Here is an 18,250-nt window from a genome sequence, read left to right as displayed (position 1 = left end):
CGGGCGTGAGCGTGGACGTCGTCGACGAGAGCTCCTTCGCCGAGGGCCGCGGCGTCGACACCGTGGAGGTGTCGCGCCTGGCCCGGCACGTGCTCGAGGAGATGCGCGTGCACCCGCTGGCGGAGCTGTCGGTGCTCCTCGTGGACACCGAGGCCATGTCGCGGCTGCACGTGCAGTGGATGGACGAGCCGGGCCCCACCGACGTCATGTCCTTCCCCATGGACCAGCTGCGGCCGGGCCGGGAGGGCGGCACGTCGGAGCCGGGGCTGCTGGGCGACGTCGTCGTCTGCCCGCAGGTGGCGGCCGAGCAGGCCGCCGCCTCGGGGCACGCCACGGCCGACGAGGTCCTGCTGCTCGTGACGCACGGGATCCTGCACCTGCTGGGCTACGACCACGCCGAGCCGGAGGAGGAGCGGGAGATGTTCACGCTCCAGCGCCGCCTCGTCCTGGGCTTCCTCGCGAGCATCGGGCGCCCCGGCGACCCGACCCCGACCGTCGGGCACCGCGCCCTGTCGGGCCCGCCCGCCGGCTCGAAGGACTGACGTGGCCGTGGGCGCCCCCGCCGTCCCCCTCCTGCTGCTCGCGCTGGTCCTCGTCGTCGGCGCGGGCCTCATCGCAGCCGCCGAGTCGGCCATCGCCGGCACGTCGCGCCGCCGCGCGCGCGAGCTGGAGGCCGACGAGCGCCAGGGCAGCGCCGCGCTGCTGCGCGTCCTGGAGTCCCCGGCCCCCGTGCTCACGGTGTGCACGCTGCTCCGCGTCGTCGCCGAGACCGCGGCCGCCGTGTGCGTCACGGTGGTCGTCGCGAGCGCCGTGGACTCGTGGTGGCTGGTCCTGCTGCTCGCGGGGCTCGGCATGTCGGCGCTGGACTTCGTCCTCGTCGGCGTCGGCCCCCGCACCCTCGGGCGCCTGCACGCCGAGACGGTGGGCCTGCTGGCCGCGCCGGTCCTCGGCCCGCTGAGCCGCCTGCTGGGCCCGGTGGCGCAGCTGCTCGTGCTCATCGGTAACGCCGTCACCCCCGGCCGCGGGCTGCGCCAGGGCCCGTTCGGCTCGGAGGCGGAGCTGCGCGAGATGGTCGAGCTGGCCGGGGAGAGCTCGGTCATCGAGGCCGGCGAGCACCGCATGATCCACTCGGTCTTCGAGCTCGGCGACACCCTCGTGCGCGAGGTCATGGTGCCCCGCACGGACGTGGTGTCCGTGCGCCGCGGCACCGGCCTGCACGACGTCGAGGCCCTGCTGCTGCGCTCGGGCTACTCCCGGATGCCCGTCGTGGGCGACGACGCCGACGACGTCATCGGCATCGTCTACCTCAAGGACGTCGCGCGCCGCTTCCACAGCGACCCGGCGGCGGCGCGCGCCGACGTCGCCGAGGCCGTGGCCCGGCCGCCGGTCTTCGTGCCCGACAGCCTGCCGGTGGACGACCTGCTGAAGCAGATGCAGCGCGACACCACGCACGTGGCGATCGTCGTGGACGAGTACGGCGGCACGGCGGGCCTGGTCACCATCGAGGATGCGATCGAGGAGATCGTCGGCGACATCGCCGACGAGTACGACCGCGAGACGCCGGAGGTGGAACCGCTGGAGGACGGCGGCTACCGCGTCTCCACGCGGCTCGGGGTGGACGACCTGGGCGAGCTGTTCGACCTGGAGATCGACGAGGAGGAGGTCGACACCGTGGGCGGACTGCTGGCCAAGGCGCTCGGCGAGGTCCCCGTCCCGGGGGCCGCCGCCACGGCGCACGGCCTGCGCCTGGAGGCCGACCGCCAGGGCGGGCGCCGCAACCAGGTCCGCACCGTCCTGGTGCACCGCGTCGAACCCGACCCGGAGCCCGAGGAGGACCGCGAGCCGACCCGCGCGGAGCGCGCCGAGGCCCGGGCCGAGGCCCGCGAGGAGCAGCGCGTGCACCGCCAGGAGCAGCGCAACGAGCAGAAGCACGAGCAGCGCCACGAGGCGCGTGGACGGGAGCGTTCCGATGTCTGAGCCGCGACGGCCGGAGCAGGCGCGCCCCGCGCACCGCTCCGGGTTCGCCTGCCTGGTGGGCCGCCCGAACGCCGGGAAGTCGACGCTGACCAACGCGCTCGTCGGCCAGAAGGTCGCGATCACGTCCAGCCGGCCCCAGACGACGCGGCACACCATCCGCGGCATCGTGCACCGCCCCGACGCGCAGCTCGTCCTGGTCGACACCCCGGGCCTGCACCGCCCGCGCACCCTGCTCGGCAAGCGGCTGAACGAGCTCGTGCACGAGACGCTGTCCGAGGTCGACGTCGTCGCCCTGTGCCTGCCGGCCGACGAGAAGATCGGCCCGGGCGACCGGTTCATCGCCCAGGCCCTCGCCGCGGCGCCGCGCTCGACCAAGGTCGCACTGGTGACCAAGACCGACAAGGCGTCCAAGCAGCAGGTCGCGGAGCAGCTGCTCGCGGCCACGCGGATGGGTGAGGAGCTGCTCGGCGGCTTCGCCGACGTCGTGCCCACCTCGGCCGTGCGCGGCGAGCAGGTCGACGTCGTCGCCGACGTCCTGCTCTCCCACCTGCCGGTGGGGCCGCGGATGTACCCCGACGACGACCTCACCGACGAGCCCGAGGCCGTCATGGTCGCCGAGCTCGTCCGCGAGGCCGCGCTGGAGGGCCTGGGTGACGAGATGCCGCACTCCCTGGCCGTCGTCGTCGAGGAGATCGCGGCGCGCGAGCCGCTGCCCGGTCAGCAGCCCGAGGACGCCATGCTCGACGTCCACGTCTGGCTGTACGTGGAGCGCGACAGCCAGAAGGGCATCATGATCGGCCGCGGCGGGGCCCGCCTGAAGGACGTCGGCACGCGCGCGCGCCGCTCCATCGAGGCGCTGCTCGGCTCGAAGGTGCACCTGGACCTGCGGGTCAAGGTCGCCAAGGACTGGCAGCGCGACCCCAAGCAGCTGCAGCGCCTGGGCTTCTGAGCCCGTGGCACGGCGGCGCTGGTGGCCGAGCGGGACGCGCTGGGTCCTGACGGCGCGCGACGCGCGCGACGGGCTGCTGAGCCTGGTGCCGACGGCGCTCGCGCTGTGGGTGACCGTGCACGTCGTGGCGGGCGTGGAGTACTCCTCGCCGTTCTGGCTGCTGGGCTCCGCGGCGGTGCTGGGCGTCGGCGACCTCGTCGTGCGGCCGCTGCTGGGCCCGCTCGTCGCGGTGGTCGGGCCGCTGGCCACGGTCCTCGTGGGCGTCGTCGTGCAGCTGCTGCTGCTGCACACCGCGCTGACCGCCGTGCCCGGCCTGGACCTGACGTCCCTGGGCGTGCTGTGGCAGGTCTACCTGGTCACGGGGCTCGTGGCCGTCGTCGCGCGGTGGCTCGTGGGCGCCAACGACAGCCGCTGGGTGGTCTCGGAGATCCTGCACCGCGGCGGCCGCGTCCGCCCGCAGCACCCCGGCCCGCCCGGGCTGTTGGTCGTGCAGATCGACGGGCTGTCCATGCCGCTGCTGCGGTTCGGCATCCACGCCGGGACGCTGCCCACCCTCGCCCGCTGGCTGCGCTCGGGGACGCACCAGGCCGTCGGCTGGCGCGCGCAGCTGCCCTCGACGACCCCGGCCAGCCAGGCGGGCCTGCTGCACGGCTCGACGCTGGACGTGCCCGCGTTCCGCTGGTGGGACCCGGAGCTGCGCCGGGTCCTGGTCTCCAACCGCCCCGCCGACGCCGCCGTCCTGGAGCGGCGCGCGCGGGCCGCCGCGCACGCCGCGGGCCGCACGGGCCTGCTGGCCGAGGACGGCGCGAGCATCGGCAACGTGTTCTCGGGCGAGGCCGGCCACGCCCACCTGGTGGTCTCCACCTCGCGCGCGGGGGGTTCCGGGCGGCCCTACCTGCGCTACGTCGTGCGCCCGTTCGTCCTGGCGCGCAGCCTGGTCCTCACCGTCGGCGAGGTCGTCAAGGAGCTCTACCAGGGCTGGCAGCAGCGGGCCCGCCGCGTCGAGCCCCGCATCCGCCGCCGCGGCTGGTACGTCCTGCTGCGGGCGCTGAGCAACGGCCTCCTGCGCGACCTCAACGTCTCCCTCGTGGCCGAGGAGCTCGTGCAGGGCCGCCCCGTGGTGTTCGTGGACTTCGTCGACTACGACGAGGTCGCCCACCACGCCGGCGTCGCCCGCGCGGAGTCCCTCGACGCGCTGTCCGGGGTCGACCGGGTCCTGCAGACGCTCGCCGACGTGGCCGCCGTCTCGCCGCGGGAGTACTCCCTCGTCGTCCTGTCCGACCACGGCCAGTCGCAGGGCGAGACGTTCGAGCAGGTGGCCGGACGCCGCATCACCGACGTGGTCGCGGACCTGCTGCGCCGCACGGCCCACGAGCACGAGCCGCGGGTCACCACGGCCGCCGGGGCGGAGGTCCGCGGCCGCGTGGACGTCCTCGTCAGGGACCTGGGCCCGCACGCCAGCGCCGAGCGCGCCGAGGCCCGCCACGAACCGGACACCGACGCCGACGCGGGCCCCGACGCGGCCGTCCTGGTCACCGCCGGCTGCACGGCCCTGCTGAGCGTCCCCGACGCCCCCGGCGGCCGGCTGCCGCTGGAGGCGCTCGCGCAGCGCTGGCCGGCGCTCGTGCCGGGCCTGCTGGCCACGCCGGGCGTCGGCTTCGTGGCCGGCCGCCGCGGTGACACCCTCGTGGCCCTGGGTGCGGCGGGCGAGCACGACCTCGTGACCGGGCGGGTGACGGGCGTCGACCCCCTGGCGGTGGCGGGCCCGCGGGCCGCGGGGGAGGTGCGCCGCGTGCTGGAGTTCTCCACCGCGCCCGCGCTGCTGGTGCACTCCTCCATCGACGCGGCCACGGGCGAGGTGCACGCCTTTGAGGAGCAGGTCGGCTCCCACGGCGGCCTGGGCGGCTGGCAGAACGACGCCGTGCTGGTGCACCCGGCGGCGTGGGCCGTCGACGCCGACCTGCTCGACCGCAGCGTGCCCGGCGAGGAGGTCCTCGTGGGCGCCGAGGCCGTGCACGACCAGCTGGTGCGCTGGATGCGCACCGCGGGCGTGCGCCGGGCAGGCAGCCCGCAGGCGACCGGAGGGGTGGAGGCGACGTGAGCGCCGTGCTGCGCTGGCTGGGGCACTCGACCGCCACCCTGGACGCCGCGGGCGTCCGGATCGTCACCGACCCGGTGCTGCGCAAGGGCCTCGCCCACCTGCGGCGCCGGCCGCCGCTGTCCCCGCGGGAGGACTCCGCGGGCTGCCAGCTGGCGCTGGTCTCCCACCTGCACCACGACCACTGCGACCTGCCCTCGCTGCGGCGGCTGCGCGCCGACTGGGTCGTGGCGCCCCCCGGCGCGGGTCCGTGGCTGCAGCGCCGGCTGGGCCGCGGCCCGAGCACCGTCGTGGAGGTCGCGGTGGGCGAGCAGCGCACGCTGCCGCTGCGGCGCAGCGTTGGCGGCCACGTCGACGTCGTCGTGACGGCGCTGCCCGCTCACCACGCGGGGCACCGCACGCTCGGCGGGCTGGACGGCGCGCCCCCGCACGGCGAGGCCGTCGGCCACCTCCTCCGGGTGCCCGGCGCGCTGCCCGGGCGGGACCCGGACGACCTGCTGCTGTGGGCCGTGGGGGACACCGGCGAGTTCCCCGGCGACACCGCGGTCCTGGCTGCGGGCGGCCGCGCGCCGGACGTCGCGCTCGTGCCCGTCGGCGGCTGGGGCCACACCCTCGGCCCCCACCACCTGGACCCGCGGCAGGCCGCCGACCTCGTCACCCGCGTGCGCCCCGGCCTGGCCGTGCCCGTGCACTGGGGGACGCTGCACCCCGTCGCGCTGGGCCGCACCATGGGCGACCGCTTCGTCGAGCCGGGGCGCCGGTTCGCGGCCGAGGTCGCGGCGGGCGGCACGAGCACCGCGGTCCTCCTGCGCCACGGCGAGGTGCTGCGCCTGGACGCCACCGGCCGCGTCGTCGGCCGGGCACCCCTGGACGGCCCCCCCACGGTTTGACAGCCGCCGGGGCCTCGCCTTTGATGGGGCAACCATCCAGAGCGGCCGAGAGACCTGGCTCGACGACGCCGCAGCAACCTCCTTGGGACCCCGCACGGGACCCCTCGCGGACGGTGCTCACGCCAGGACCGATGGAGGAGCTGTGCCCGCCGTACCCGCTGACCGCTTGACCCTGCCCCAGCCCTCCCGGGCGACGTCCCCCGTGGGCGCCGCGCCGGGCGCCCCGACGGGGATCAGCGCCGCCGCGGTCACCCTGCGCGGGGTCGGCCGGGAGTTCCCCACCGCCTCGGGCTCCCACCGCGTCCTGGACGCCGTCGACCTCGACGTCGCGGCGGGCAGCACCGTCGCCCTCCTCGGCGCCTCCGGCTGCGGCAAGTCGACGCTCCTGCGGATGGTCGCGGGCCTCGACCGCCCCACGTCCGGAGCCGTCGAGGTGGCCGGCACGCCCGTGCGCGGGGTCTCCGGCCGCGCGGCCGTCGTCTTCCAGGAACCCCGGCTGCTGCCCTGGCGCGACCTCGCCGGCAACGTCGCCCTGGGCCTGCCCCCGGGGACCCCGCGCGCCGAGGGCCGCGCCGAGGTGCTGCGCTGGCTGGAGACCGTGGGCCTCGAGGGCTTCGCGGGGCACCGCCCGCGCCGGGTCTCCGGCGGCATGGCGCAGCGCACCGCCCTGGCCCGCGCGCTCGTGCGGCGCCCCGGCGTGCTCCTGCTCGACGAGCCGTTCGCCGCGCTCGACGCCCTCACCCGGCTGCGGATGCAGGACCTCCTCGACGACGTCCAGCGCGGCACCGGGGCCACCGTCCTGCTCGTCACCCACGACGTCGACGAGGCCCTGCACCTGGCCGACCGGGTCGTCGTTCTCGGGGTGCCCGAGGAGGGCGCCGGGGCCCGCGTGGTCCGGGACGTGCACGTCGAGGCCCCCCGGCCCCGCGACCGCGCCGACGCCGACCTCGCCGCCCTGCGCGTCGACCTGCTCGACCTGCTCGGCGTCCCCCGCGCGCAGCGCCGCTGACCCCGCGGCGGGCCGCACCCCGGCCCGCCCCCTGCACCACCCCGCTCGACCCCCTGTGCCGCACCACCCCCGCTCCGCGCCCCCGCGCGTCACCCCTGGAGAACCCGTGTCCCTGCGCCCCACCCCCACCCGCCCCGCGACGATCGGCTCCGCGACGATCGGCCGCCGGGGCGTCCTCGGCGCCGTCCTCGGCGGTCTCGCCCTCACGGCGACCGGCTGCGTGCAGGGGGAGAGCTCCTCGGGCACCGCGCCCGCCGCGGCCGCGAGCTCCTCGGGCGCCTCGGCCGGCGGCACCGTGCGCCTGGACTTCGCGCTCTACAACCCGCTGAGCCTCGTGGTGAAGCAGCAGAAGATCCTCGAGGACGCCGGCCTGACCGTGCAGTGGGAGCAGTCCGCGGGCAGCAACAAGGCCAACGAGTTCCTGCGCAACGCCAACCTCGACGTCGCGTCCACGGCCGGTTCCGCCGTGCTGCAGGCGCGCGCCAACGGCTCGCCCGTGAAGAGCATCGCCGTCTACTCCCAGCCGGAGTGGACCGCCCTCGTCGTCGGCAAGGACTCCCCGGTCGAGGACGTGCCGTCGCTGCGCGGCAAGAAGATCGCCGCCACCACGGGCACCGACCCGTACTTCTTCCTGCAGCAGGCGCTGGCCCAGGCGGGGGTCGCGGCGGGCGACGTGGAGATCCTCAACCTGCAGCACGCCGACGGCCGCGCGGCGCTGGAGCGCGGGGACGTCGACGCGTGGGCGGGGCTGGACCCGAACATGGCCGGTTCGCAGCTGCAGGCCGGCTCGACGCTGCTGTACCGCAACGTCGACTTCAACACCTACGGGATGCTCAACGCCCGCGAGGACTTCCTCGAGAAGTCCCCGGAGCTCGCGCAGCAGGTCGTCGACGCCTACGCGCAGGCCCGCACCTGGGCGCTCGCGAACTCCGCGGACTTCGCGGCCCTCTACGCCGAGGCCGCGCAGCTGTCGCCCGAGGTGGCCGCGCTGGTGCTGGAGCGCACCCGCCTCGACGGCGACCTCGCCCCCGGCGACGCGCAGCGCACCGTGCTCACCGGGATCATCCCGCTGATGGTGCAGATCGGCGGGGCCTCCTCAGAGGACGTCGTCAGCAAGGCGCTCGACGGGCTGCTCGAGCCGAGCTTCGCCGACGAGGCCGCCGCGTGAGCTCGGCCACGCGCCCGGCGCCCGCCGCGGTGGGGGTGCCGGCCGCGCGCCGCCGGCCGCGCGGCGGGTCGTGGCTGCTCGGGGCCGTCGTGCCCCTGCTCCTGCTCGTCGCGTGGCAGCTGTCCTCCACGCTGGGGATCTTCTCCGCCTACCAGCTGCCGCCCCCGCTGACCGTCCTGGACGCCGCCCGGCGGCTGTGGCTGAACGGCACGCTGCAGACGAACATCGCGATCAGCGTGCAGCGCGTGCTGATCGGGTTCGCGATCGGGGCGTCGCTCGGGGTCCTGCTGGGCGGGCTGACCGGGTTGTCGCGCACGCTCGACCGGATGCTGTCGCCGACGCTGGGTGCCGTGCGCGCCGTCCCGTCCCTGGCGTGGGTCCCGCTGCTGGGCCTGTGGATCGGGCTCGGCGAACCGCCGAAGATCGTGCTGATCGCGATCGGCGCGTTCTTCCCCGTCTACACGACGGTGTTCTCGGCGCTGCGCCACCTCGACCCCGCCCTGGTCGAGGTGGGTCGCGCCTACGGCCGCCGGGGCATCGGGCTGTTCACCGAGATCCTGCTGCCCGCCACCGCGCCGTCGCTGCTGTCCGGGCTGCGCCTGGGCCTCGCCCAGAGCTGGCTGTTCCTGGTCGCGGCGGAGATCATCTCCTCCTCGGTCGGCCTGGGGTTCCAGATGACGAACGGGCAGAACCAGGGCCTCACCGACCAGCTGCTCCTGGCCATCCTGCTGCTCGCGCTGCTGGGCAAGCTGTCCGACGTGGTGCTCTCCCTGGTCGAGCGCCGGATCGCCCGCAACCGCAGCTGAGGGCGGACCGCCGCGGGATCAGGATCCTGCGGAGGTTCAGGGCCGGCGGGCGACGAGGAACGTCCGCAGGAACGGGAAGGGCGTGCCCCAGGGGCGCGGGGGGTAGGCCTCGCGCAGCAGGGCGCGGTACTGCGCGGTGAACGCCGCCGCGTCCGCGTCGTCCAACGCCCCCAGCACGGGGCGCAGTCCCGTGCCCCGCAACCACTCCAGGACGGCGTCCTCGCCCTGCAGGACGTGCTGGTACTCCGTCTGCCAGACGTCGGCCTCGAGACCCGCGCCGGCCAGCAGCTCCAGGTAGGCCGGCGGGGAGGCGACGGGGTCGTCGCCGCGCAGGACCCCGGCCAGGGCGTCCGCCCACTGCGGCGACGCGGCCAGTTCGCGCATCAGCCGGTGCGACGGCGCCGCGAAGGAGCTCGGCACCTGCACCGCCAGCCAGCCGCCGGGCGCCAGCTCGCCGGCCCAGCGCGCCAGCAGCTGCTCGTGGCCCGGCACCCACTGCAGGACCGCGTTGCTCACCAGCACGTCGGTGCCCCGGGCGTCGACCTCCTCGGCCCGCCCCGCGGAGAACTCCACGCCGGCGTCGCGGGGCGCGCGGGCGACCATCTCGGGGGAGGAGTCGACGCCGCGCACGCGGGCGCCCGGCCAGCGCCGCGCCAGCGTCGCCGTGAGCTCCCCGCTGCCGCAGCCGACGTCGAGGACCTCCCGCGGGGCGTCCGCCCCCACCCGGGCCAGCAGGTCGTGGAAGGGCCGGCTGCGGTCGTCGGCGAAGCGCGCGTACTGCGTCGGGTCCCACTGCACGGGCCACAGCCTGCCCCTCGGGCGGCGCGCACGGGGCAGCGGGTACAGGGTGGGCCCATGACCGACGCCCCGAACGAGAGCACCGACACGACGACCGAGCAGGACCCCGACGGCGACCCGGGCCAGCTCAACCCGCGCGACGAGCGCGGCGTGGAGAGCGAGGACGGTGTCGCCGCCGACACCGCCGCCGGCGACGCGGACCCCGACGGCGACCCGGAGCAGCTGAACCCGCGCACCTGACACCCGCAGCACCCGCCGGCGGCACCACCGCCACCACCCGCAGGACCAGCAGCACCGGAGGAGGCTCGCCGCCGCCTCACGTGGACGCCCTCCCCGCCCGGCGCGTAGGGTGACCACGTGATCCGAGCGGCGAGCCTCCTCCTTCGCTGCCGCGGCGGGGCCTGCTAGGCCGGTCTCCCTGCCGCGGGACCTCGTCGTGCGCGCCGGCCGACACCGCTCGAGGCCCCCGCACCAGGAGATGAAGACCGTGCAGAACACCCAGACCCCCTCCGCGATGCCGATCGCGAAGTACGTCCCGTTCCACGAGCAGATCGCCGTCGACCTGCCGGACCGGACGTGGCCCGACCGCCGCATGGAGACCGCCCCCCGCTGGTGCGCCGTCGACCTGCGCGACGGCAACCAGGCGCTGATCGACCCGATGAACTCCGAGCGCAAGCTGCGCATGTTCCAGCTGCTCGTCGACATGGGCTACAAGGAGATCGAGGTCGGGTTCCCCTCGGCCAGCCAGACGGACTTCGACTTCGTCCGCACGCTGATCGAGGACGGCCTGATCCCGGACGACGTGCGCATCCAGGTCCTGACCCAGGCCCGCGAGCACCTCATCGAGCGCACCTACGAGTCGCTGCGCGGCGCGAAGCAGGCGATCGTCCACCTCTACAACTCCACCTCGGTGCTGCAGCGGCGCGTGGTCTTCGCCTCCGACGAGGACGGCATCGTCGACCTGGCCCTGCAGGGCGCCCGGCTGTGCCGGAAGTTCGAGGAGTCGATCCCAGAGACGGCGGTCTCCTACGAGTACTCCCCGGAGTCCTACACGGGCACCGAGCTGGAGTTCGCGCTGCGCATCTGCAACGCCGTGGTCGAGGTGTTCGAGCCGACCCCCGAGCGCAAGGTCATCGTGAACCTGCCCGCGACGGTGGAGATGGCGACGCCCAACGTCTACGCCGACTCGATCGAGTGGATGTCGAGGAACCTGGCGCACCGCGAGAACGTCATCCTCTCCCTGCACCCGCACAACGACCGCGGCACCGCGGTGGCCGCGGCCGAGCTCGGCTACCAGGCCGGCGCCGACCGCATCGAGGGCTGCCTGTTCGGCAACGGCGAGCGCACCGGCAACGTCTGCCTGGTCACCCTGGGCCTGAACCTGTTCAGCCAGGGCATCGACCCGCAGATCGACTTCTCCGACATCGACGGCATCCGCCGCACGGTCGAGCACTGCAACCAGCTGCCGGTGGCCGAGCGCCACCCCTACGGCGGCGACCTCGTCTACACGGCGTTCTCCGGCTCCCACCAGGACGCCATCAAGAAGGGCCTCGAGGTCATGGAGCGCGACGCCGCGGCCGCGGGCGTCACGGTCGACGAGATCCCCTGGGCGGTGCCGTACCTGCCCATCGACCCGCGCGACGTGGGCCGCACCTACGAGGCCGTCATCCGGGTCAACAGCCAGTCCGGCAAGGGCGGGGTCGCGTACCTGCTGAAGAGCGAGCACCAGCTCGACCTGCCGCGCCGGCTGCAGATCGAGTTCAGCCGCGTGGTGCAGGAGCGCACCGACGCCGCGGGCGGCGAGGTCTCCGGCGCGGAGATCTTCTCGATCTTCACCGACGAGTACCTGCCCTCGCCCAGCGGCACCCCGGACTGGGGCCGCTTCGCGCTGCGCTCGACGCGCTCGGTCAGCGAGGTCGACGGGGCCGACGCCCTCGAGGTGACGCTCCTGGACGCGGGCCGCCCTGTGACGGTGCACGGCACCGGCAACGGCCCGATCGCCGCCTTCTGCGCGGCGCTGGCCTCGCTGGACGGCGTGGACGTGCGCGTCCTGGACTACGCCGAGCACGCGCTCTCGGCCGGTGGCGACGCGCGCGCCGCCGCCTACGTCGAGTGCGCCGTCGAGGACCGCGTGCTGTGGGGCGTCGGGGTCGACCCCAACATCACCACGGCGTCGCTGAAGGCCATCGTCTCGGCGGTCAACCGCGCCCTGCGCTGAGGCCCGTCGCGTCGGCACGGGCGGGCAGTCGCCGTGATCGGCTGTCAGGGGCTCGTCGCCCGTGAGAGTGTGCGGGAGGATGCTTCTGTCATCGACCGATCACAGCCCGTGCCGACGCGGGTGATGTCCCGGAGGGAGTCCTGATCCCAGTGGCGGCAGGCGAAGGGGCCCTGGAGCCCCTGAGCTCCTTCGGGCCCTTCGACGCGCTGGCGGAGTGGGCCCACCGGCTCTACCTCGACGGCTACGGGGAGCGGGCCGTCACCGCGGCTCGCGAGGGCCTCGTGCTCGTCGAGGCGGCCGGGGACGAGCGCACCGCCCGCTACCTGCAGTTCGTCTGCGGGGTGGCCCTGCACCAGCTCGGCCGCTGGAGCGAGGCGAGCGAGGAGGCCGGGCACCTGCTGCGCCGGCTGGGCCCGGACGCCGACCCGCTGTGGCGCGCGAAGGCGCTGGCCCTGCTCGCCGAGGCGCGCGTCGACCTGGGCATGACCGCCCTGGCGATGGACCACCTCGCCGAGGGCCGCATGATCGTGGCCCGTCACCCCACGGGTGACTACAGCCACCTCTCGGCCACCATGTCGGTCGCCCTGGCCCTGCGGGCGCTGGCGCTGTACGAGCCCGCCGACGAGCTGATGCTGCAGATGCTCGAGGCGGCCTACCCGTCGGCGAGCGTGCGGCTCAACGTCGCGCAGGAGGCCGCGGTCCTGCAGGTCTCCTGGGGCGCGATGCTCGAGATCGTCGGGCGCGCGGACGAGGCGCGCCCGCACTACGTCGTCGCGCTCGAGCGGGCGGCGCGGATGCGCGCGCTGGCCCTCGACGTGGGCTACCCGGAGATGCTCGCGCGCGCGGAGGTCATCGAGGGCTACGTGCTGCAGCGCGCCGGCGACCTCGACCTCGCCGAGGCGCGGCTGCGGCCCGCGATGGCCGCCTTCCGCCTGCGCGAGGAGCTGGCGGAGACGCAGATCGCCCGGATCGGCCTGGCGCTCGTGCTGGGCCAGCGCGGGGCGTTCTCGGCCGCGGGGCCGCTGCTGGCCGACGTCGTGCGCAGCTCCTCCACGACCCAGCTCGACGTCTGGGGGCTCACGGCCCTGTCGGCGCAGGGCCGCAACGCCGTGCGCGAGCAGGGCCCGCACACGGCCGTCGCGCCCCTGCAGACCCTGGTCCGCACGGCCCTCGCCCGGCTGTGGGAGGACCGCGAGAGCCGGTTCGAGTCGCTGCAGGACCGCATCCGGCTGCGGCAGATGGCCCAGGAGAGCGACCGCCTCGGGCGGGCCGCGCTGGAGGACCCGGTCACGGGCCTCGGCAACCGGCGGCGCCTGCAGCAGGTGCTGGAGCGCCCCGACCGCCGCTTCAGCGCCGTGTTCGTCGCGCTCGACCGCTTCAAGCTGGTCAACGACGAGCAGAGCCACGAGGTCGGCGACGACGTCCTGCGCCGCTTCTCCAAGCTGCTGGTCCAGCGCTGCCGCGGCGAGGACGTCGTCATCCGCTACGGCGGCGACGAGTTCGTCGTCCTGCTGCCCGCCGAGGCGCCGGCCGGCGGCACGGACGAGGGCGTGGACCCGATGACGGTCGCGGAGCGGCTGCTGGAGGCCGTGCGCGAGGAGCCGTGGTCGGACCTCTCCCGGGGCCTGAAGCTCACGGCCTCGATCGGGGTGAGCGGCCCGGCGCCTGCGGCGGAGGCGCTCTCAGCTGCCGACGCGGCCTGCGCGGCGGCCAAGCGCGCGGGGCGGGACCGGGCTGTGCGAGCCTGAGGGCATGGGCAGGGAACCGAGCATCGGGGGGTCGAGGAGCTACCGCGACGAGGCGGTCGTCCTGCGCACCGCGAAGCTCGGTGAGGCCGACCGGATCATCACGCTCCTGACGCGCCACGGCGGCCGGGTCCGGGCCGTGGCCAAGGGCGTGCGGCGCACGTCCTCGCGCTTCGGCGCCCGACTGGAGCCCTTCACGACCGTCGACGTGCAGCTGCACCGCGGCCGGTCGCTGGACATCGTCACGCAGGTCGAGGTCCTCGCCCCCTACGGCCAGGTCATCGCCGCCGACTACGCGCTCTACACCGCGGGGCACGCGCTGCTGGAGACCGCCGAGCGCTTCACCGAGGTCGAGGGGGAGTCCGCCACCCAGCAGTACCTGCTGCTCGTCGGCGCCCTGCGCACGCTCACGCGCCGCGAGCACGAGTCGACCATGGTCCTCGACGCGTTCCTGCTGCGCTCGCTCGCGATCGCCGGGTACGCGGCGAGCTTCGTGGACTGCGCCCGCTGCGGGGCGCCCGGCCCGCACCGCGCCTTCGCCGTGGCCGTCGGCGGGGCCGTCTGCCCGTCCTGCCGCCCGCCGGGCTGCGCGGCGCCCGACCCGCGAACCCTGCAGATGCTCGCGGCCCTGCTCAGCGGGGACTGGGACGTCGCCGAGCAGGCCGACGCGCGCTGCCGCAAGGAGGGCAGCGGGCTCGTCGCGGCCTACCTGCAGTGGCACCTCGAGCGCGGCATCCGCTCGCTGCGCCACGTCGAACGGGTCTGAGCCGCGGTCGTGACGGCGGGCTCGCGCGTGGAAGGCTGAGCGCCGTGGACACCCCTGCCCGCCGGACGGGCTTCGGCCGACGGCGCCCCGCGCCCGCCCCCGAGCGCGTCGCGGTCGAACCGCCGCCGCCGCACCCGTCCGGCGCCCGGCCGCCGCAGCTGCCGCCCGAGCTCGTCCCGCACCACGTCGCGGTCGTCATGGACGGCAACGGCCGCTGGGCGAACTCCCGGGGCCTGACCCGCAACGAGGGGCACCAGCGCGGCGAGGCGTCGCTGCTGGACGTCGTCGCGGGCGGCATCGAGGTCGGCGTGAAGCACCTGTCGGCGTACGCGTTCTCCACGGAGAACTGGAAGCGCAGCCCCGACGAGGTCCGCTTCCTCATGGGGTTCAACCGCGACGTGATCCGCCGCCGCCGCGACGAGATGCACCGCTGGGGGGTCCGCGTCCGCTGGGCGGGGCGCCGTCCCCGCCTGTGGCGCAGCGTGGTCGACGAGCTGGAGGCCGCGGAGGAGATGACGAGGGACAACGACGTCCTGACCCTCACGATGTGCGTGAACTACGGCGGCCGGGCCGAGATCGCCGACGCCGTGCGCTCCATCGCGGAGCAGGTGCGGGCGGGGACGCTCGACCCCGCGAAGATCACCGAGAAGACCGTCGCCCGCCACCTCGACGAACCCGACATGCCGGACGTCGACCTGTTCTGGCGCTCGTCGGGGGAGCAGCGGACGTCGAACTTCCTGCTGTGGCAGTCCGCCTACGCGGAGATGGTGTTCTCCGACGTGCTGTGGCCCGACGTGGACCGGCGCTCGCTCTGGGCGGCCATCGAGACCTACGCCCAGCGCGACCGCCGCTACGGCGCGGCCCGCGACGCGCCGACGGCGCCGGACGCCCCGCGGGAACCTCCCGCGTGACCCCCGGCGCCGCCCCACCGTCCTGGCCGTGACAACGGCTGCGCGGCAGCGGCTCAGCCGGTGTTGCGCATCCCCGCGGCGATGCCGTTGATGGTCAGCAGCAGCGCCCGGCGCAGCGCCGGGTCGGGCTGGTCGCCGGCCGCGCGGGAGCGCCCGAGCAGCGTGACCTGCAGCGCGTGCAGGGGCGCCAGGTAGGCGTCGCGCAGCTCGAGGGTCCGCTTGAGGACGGGCGCGCCCTGCAGCAGCTCGTCCTGGCCCGTGAGGAGCAGGACCTGCTCGACGGTGCGGGCGTGCTCGGCGCGGATGACCTCGAACGGCGCGCGGTCGTCCGGGCCGACGAGCTCCTCGACGTAGTGCGCGGCGATGCCGAGGTCGGTCTTCGCGAGCGTCATCTGCACGTTGGACATGAAGCTGCGGAAGAAGTTCCACTTCTGGAACATCTCCGCGAGGGTGTCCGCGCGGCCCGCCTCGCGCGCCGCGGCCAGCCCCGAACCCACCCCGAACCAGCCGGGCACGTTGATGCGGCTCTGGGTCCAGCCGAACACCCACGGGATGGCCCGCAGGTCGGCGAGCCCGCCCGGGCCGCCCGGGCGGCGGGAGGGCCGGGAGCCGATGTTGAGGTTGCCGAGCTCCTCCACGGGGGTGGCGGTGAGGAAGAACGGCACCAGCCCCGGGTCGCCGACGAGCCCGCGGTAGGCCTCCTGGCCCTTGGCGGCGACGAGGTCCATCGTCGTGTCCCAGCGGTCGATGACCGAGCGCGGCTGCAGCGACGTGCGGTGCAGCGTCGAGGCCTCCAGCGCCGCAGACACCGCGACCTCGAGGTTGTGCCGCGCCAGACGCGGCTGCACGTACTTGTCGGAGATGACCTCGCCCTGCTCGGTGACCTTGATGGGCCCGTCGAGCGTGCCGTAGGGCTGAGCGAGGATCGCCTCGCCCGTGGGGCCGCCCCCGCGCCCGACCGAGCCGCCGCGGCCGTGGAACAGCCGCAGCACCACGCCGTGGCGGCGGGCGACGTCGCGCAGGGCGCGCTGGGCGCGGTGGATCTGCCAGCGCGACGCGGCGATCCCGGCGTCCTTGGAGGAGTCGGAGTAGCCGAGCATGATCTCCTGCACGTCGCCGCGGGCGGCGACGACGCGGCGGTAGGAGGGGTCCGAGAGCAGGCCCTCGAGCAGCTCCTCCGCGGCCTCCAGCTCGGTGACGGTCTCGAACAGCGGCGCGAAGCCGATGCGCGCCACGTCGGCGCCCGCGCCCGAGCCCTCCGCGAGGTCGACCAGGCCCACCTCGCGGGCGAGGACGACGACCGCGAACAGGTCGTCGATGCCCTGGGTCATCGAGACGATGTAGGTCTCGATGGCGTCGTCGCCGTAGCGGTCCAGCGCCGTGCGGATGGTCGTGAACAGCTGCACGACCTGCGCCGGCGTCCCGGTGAGGGTGCGCGCCGCGGCGCCGATGAGCGGGCGGTGGCCCGTGAGCTCCTTCGACAGCAGCGCCCGGCGCGCGGGCCGGTCCAGCTCCGCGTAGGGGGTGTCCAGCTCGTCGAGGCGGTCGTAGATCGCCGCCAGCGCCGCGTGGTGCTTCTCGGCGTGCTCGCGCACGTCGAGGGTGGCCAGGCCGAAGCCGATGGCGCGCACGACGCGGACGAGGCGGGTCACGGTGCCGTCGGCCGCGAGGTCGCCGTCGCCGGCGCGCAGCGAGTCGGCGATGAGCTGCAGCTCGGCCACGAGCTCGTCGGCGCCGGCGTAGTCGTGCCCGTCGACGTGCTCGGACCCGGCGCGCAGCCGCGCCCGGGTGCCCTCGAGCTTGGCCAGGACGTAGGAGAGCTTGAAGCGGTAGGGCTCCTCGCCGTTGATGCGGGCGCGGTCGCTGGCCACCTGGGGCAGGGCCTCGGCGTCGGCGGCGAGGGAGGCCGCGAGCTCGGGGGTGACGGCGACGATCTTCGTGGAGGACGCGAGCTCGGTGCGCAGCACCCGCACCTGCGAGGCCAGCAGGTCCAGCGCCGTCTCGTGCTGCAGCTGCAGCACCTCGAGCGTGACCTCGGGCGTGACGTTGGGGTTGCCGTCGCGGTCGCCGCCGACCCAGCTGCCGAAGCGCAGCGGGCGCAGCTGCGTCCCCGGTCCGGCCTCCGCGTCGGGCACGAGGCCGATGCCGGCAAGGCCGACCTCGAGGTCCTCGAGCAGGTCGGGCAGCACGTCGGTCGCGAGCGAGCGCAGGTAGTGCAGGGCCGAGCGGGCCTCGTCGGCGGGCCGGGGGCGCTCGACGCGCAGCTCGTCGGTCTGCCACAGCAGGTCGACGTGCTCGGCGAGGCGGCGGCGGCTGCGGGCCGCGTCGGCCGGGCTCTGCTGCGGGTCCTCGAGCGCCTCGATGACGCCCGTGAGCCGCAGGAGCAGGACGAGCACGGAGCGCCGGCTGGACTCGGTGGGGTGGGCCGTGAAGACGGGCCGCAGCTGCAGGCGGGCCACGATGCGCAGCGCCTCGTCGCGGTCGAGGTCACCGGCCGCGACGGCCGCCTCGAGCCGCTCCAGGACGGCCGGCAGGCCGCCGCCGCTCTGGCGGGACAGCTCCAGGCCGCGGTGCAGCTGCTCCGAGGCGTTGGCGAGCTGGAAGTAGGCCGTGAAGGCCCGGGCCAGGACGATCGCCGTGGCGTCGTCGACGCCGGACAGCAGCTGCGCGAGGTCGCGGCCGTCGTCGTGCTGGCGGGCCAGGGCGCGCACCCGCTCGACGAGCTCCAGCAGCTCGGGGCCCTCGTGCCGCGTCAGCGACTCGCCCAGCAGCTCGCCGAGGCGGCGCACCGAGGCGCGCAGGGCGGCGTGGCCCGCGTCGGAGGAGACCCCGTCCAGGGACGCGTCCAGGGACGGTCCGTCCCCGTCGAGACGCGCCGAAGGGTCCTGGGTCCTCGTGTGGTCCTGGGTCGTCAT

15 protein-coding genes and 1 riboswitch are annotated in these 18,250 nt (G+C 75.4%); of the genes, 13 read left to right on the top strand and 2 right to left on the bottom strand.

The window, feature by feature from the left end:
* Positions 1-5 precede the first annotated feature (5 nt).
* From ybeY to F1544_RS08685, 8 genes are all read left to right on the top strand, one after another.
* On the top strand, positions 6-542 hold the full coding sequence (gene ybeY / locus F1544_RS08720) for an rRNA maturation RNase YbeY (protein ID WP_167584281.1): 537 nt from the start codon (positions 6-8) through the stop codon (positions 540-542).
* Between the two features lie 7 nt (positions 543-549).
* Positions 550-1,977, top strand: coding sequence for a hemolysin family protein (locus F1544_RS08715; RefSeq protein ID WP_167584339.1), 1,428 nt, complete (start codon positions 550-552; stop codon positions 1,975-1,977).
* On the top strand, positions 1,970-2,926 hold the full coding sequence (gene era, locus F1544_RS08710; RefSeq protein WP_167584279.1) for a GTPase Era: 957 nt from the start codon (positions 1,970-1,972) through the stop codon (positions 2,924-2,926). Before F1544_RS08715 ends, era begins: the two co-directional genes overlap by 8 nt.
* A gap of 4 nt (positions 2,927-2,930) precedes the next feature.
* On the top strand, positions 2,931-5,027 hold the full coding sequence (locus F1544_RS08705; protein ID WP_167584277.1) for a phage holin family protein: 2,097 nt from the start codon (positions 2,931-2,933) through the stop codon (positions 5,025-5,027).
* The gene (locus tag F1544_RS08700; protein WP_208971517.1) at positions 5,024-5,914 is read left to right on the top strand and encodes an MBL fold metallo-hydrolase; all 891 of its coding nucleotides are present in this window, start codon (positions 5,024-5,026) and stop codon (positions 5,912-5,914) included. The genes F1544_RS08705 and F1544_RS08700 overlap by 4 nt, the downstream gene beginning before the upstream one ends.
* A gap of 29 nt (positions 5,915-5,943) precedes the next feature.
* Positions 5,944-6,052: riboswitch (SAM riboswitch) on the top strand.
* A 64-nt stretch (positions 6,053-6,116) separates the two neighbouring features.
* Positions 6,117-6,923 (top strand): ABC transporter ATP-binding protein, encoded by an 807-nt coding sequence (locus F1544_RS08695; protein ID WP_373368066.1) that lies wholly within the window; start codon positions 6,117-6,119, stop codon positions 6,921-6,923.
* A 106-nt stretch (positions 6,924-7,029) separates the two neighbouring features.
* Positions 7,030-8,091 carry an aliphatic sulfonate ABC transporter substrate-binding protein gene (locus tag F1544_RS08690; RefSeq protein ID WP_308469956.1) on the top strand — a complete coding sequence of 354 codons (1,062 nt, stop codon included), beginning with the start codon at positions 7,030-7,032 and terminating at the stop codon, positions 8,089-8,091.
* Entirely contained in the window at positions 8,088-8,897 is an 810-nt protein-coding gene (locus tag F1544_RS08685; protein ID WP_167584275.1) for an ABC transporter permease, read from the top strand. Before F1544_RS08690 ends, F1544_RS08685 begins: the two co-directional genes overlap by 4 nt.
* A gap of 36 nt (positions 8,898-8,933) precedes the next feature.
* On the opposite strand, the gene F1544_RS24195 is transcribed toward F1544_RS08685, so the two are convergent.
* Positions 8,934-9,695, bottom strand: a complete 762-nt coding sequence (locus F1544_RS24195; protein WP_167584273.1) for a trans-aconitate 2-methyltransferase — start codon at positions 9,693-9,695, stop codon at positions 8,934-8,936.
* Positions 9,696-9,752: 57 nt separating this feature from the next.
* Here F1544_RS24195 and F1544_RS24190 point away from each other — a divergent pair, with 57 nt between their 5' ends.
* The 5 genes from F1544_RS24190 (at position 9,753) to F1544_RS08655 (ending at position 15,335) form a co-directional block, all read left to right on the top strand.
* Positions 9,753-9,935 (top strand): hypothetical protein, encoded by a 183-nt coding sequence (locus F1544_RS24190; RefSeq protein ID WP_167584272.1) that lies wholly within the window; start codon positions 9,753-9,755, stop codon positions 9,933-9,935.
* Positions 9,936-10,173: 238 nt separating this feature from the next.
* Positions 10,174-11,913 carry a 2-isopropylmalate synthase gene (leuA, locus tag F1544_RS08670; protein WP_167584270.1) on the top strand — a complete coding sequence of 580 codons (1,740 nt, stop codon included), beginning with the start codon at positions 10,174-10,176 and terminating at the stop codon, positions 11,911-11,913.
* Between the two features lie 149 nt (positions 11,914-12,062).
* Complete coding sequence (locus F1544_RS25795; protein ID WP_167584268.1) at positions 12,063-13,661, top strand: GGDEF domain-containing protein; 1,599 nt, start codon at positions 12,063-12,065, stop codon at positions 13,659-13,661.
* A gap of 4 nt (positions 13,662-13,665) precedes the next feature.
* On the top strand, positions 13,666-14,424 hold the full coding sequence (recO, locus tag F1544_RS08660) for a DNA repair protein RecO (protein ID WP_167584266.1): 759 nt from the start codon (positions 13,666-13,668) through the stop codon (positions 14,422-14,424).
* Positions 14,425-14,468: 44 nt separating this feature from the next.
* Positions 14,469-15,335, top strand: coding sequence for an isoprenyl transferase (locus F1544_RS08655; RefSeq protein ID WP_167584264.1), 867 nt, complete (start codon positions 14,469-14,471; stop codon positions 15,333-15,335).
* 53 nt (positions 15,336-15,388) lie between these two features.
* Here the strand turns inward: F1544_RS08655 and ppc are convergent, their stop codons facing one another.
* Entirely contained in the window at positions 15,389-18,250 is a 2,862-nt protein-coding gene (ppc, locus tag F1544_RS08650; protein WP_167584262.1) for a phosphoenolpyruvate carboxylase, read from the bottom strand.

Origin of the sequence: Kineococcus rubinsiae (assembly GCF_011839805.1) — a bacterium.
Classification (GTDB): domain Bacteria; phylum Actinomycetota; class Actinomycetes; order Actinomycetales; family Kineococcaceae; genus Kineococcus; species Kineococcus rubinsiae.
The sequence above is the reverse complement of the archived record's forward strand: the minus strand, read 5'-3'. Positions and strand labels throughout refer to the sequence as shown.

What these genes read in the sequence shown, in the direction of transcription:
- F1544_RS24190 (WP_167584272.1), top strand. Translation starts at nt 9,753, where the DNA reads ATGACCGACGCCCCGAACGAGAGCACCGACACGACGACCGAGCAGGAC.
- ppc (WP_167584262.1), bottom strand. Translation starts at nt 18,250, where the DNA reads ATGACGACCCAGGACCACACGAGGACCCAGGACCCTTCGGCGCGTCTC.
- leuA (WP_167584270.1), top strand. Translation starts at nt 10,174, where the DNA reads ATGAAGACCGTGCAGAACACCCAGACCCCCTCCGCGATGCCGATCGCG.
- era (WP_167584279.1), top strand. Translation starts at nt 1,970, where the DNA reads ATGTCTGAGCCGCGACGGCCGGAGCAGGCGCGCCCCGCGCACCGCTCC.
- recO (WP_167584266.1), top strand. Translation starts at nt 13,666, where the DNA reads ATGGGCAGGGAACCGAGCATCGGGGGGTCGAGGAGCTACCGCGACGAG.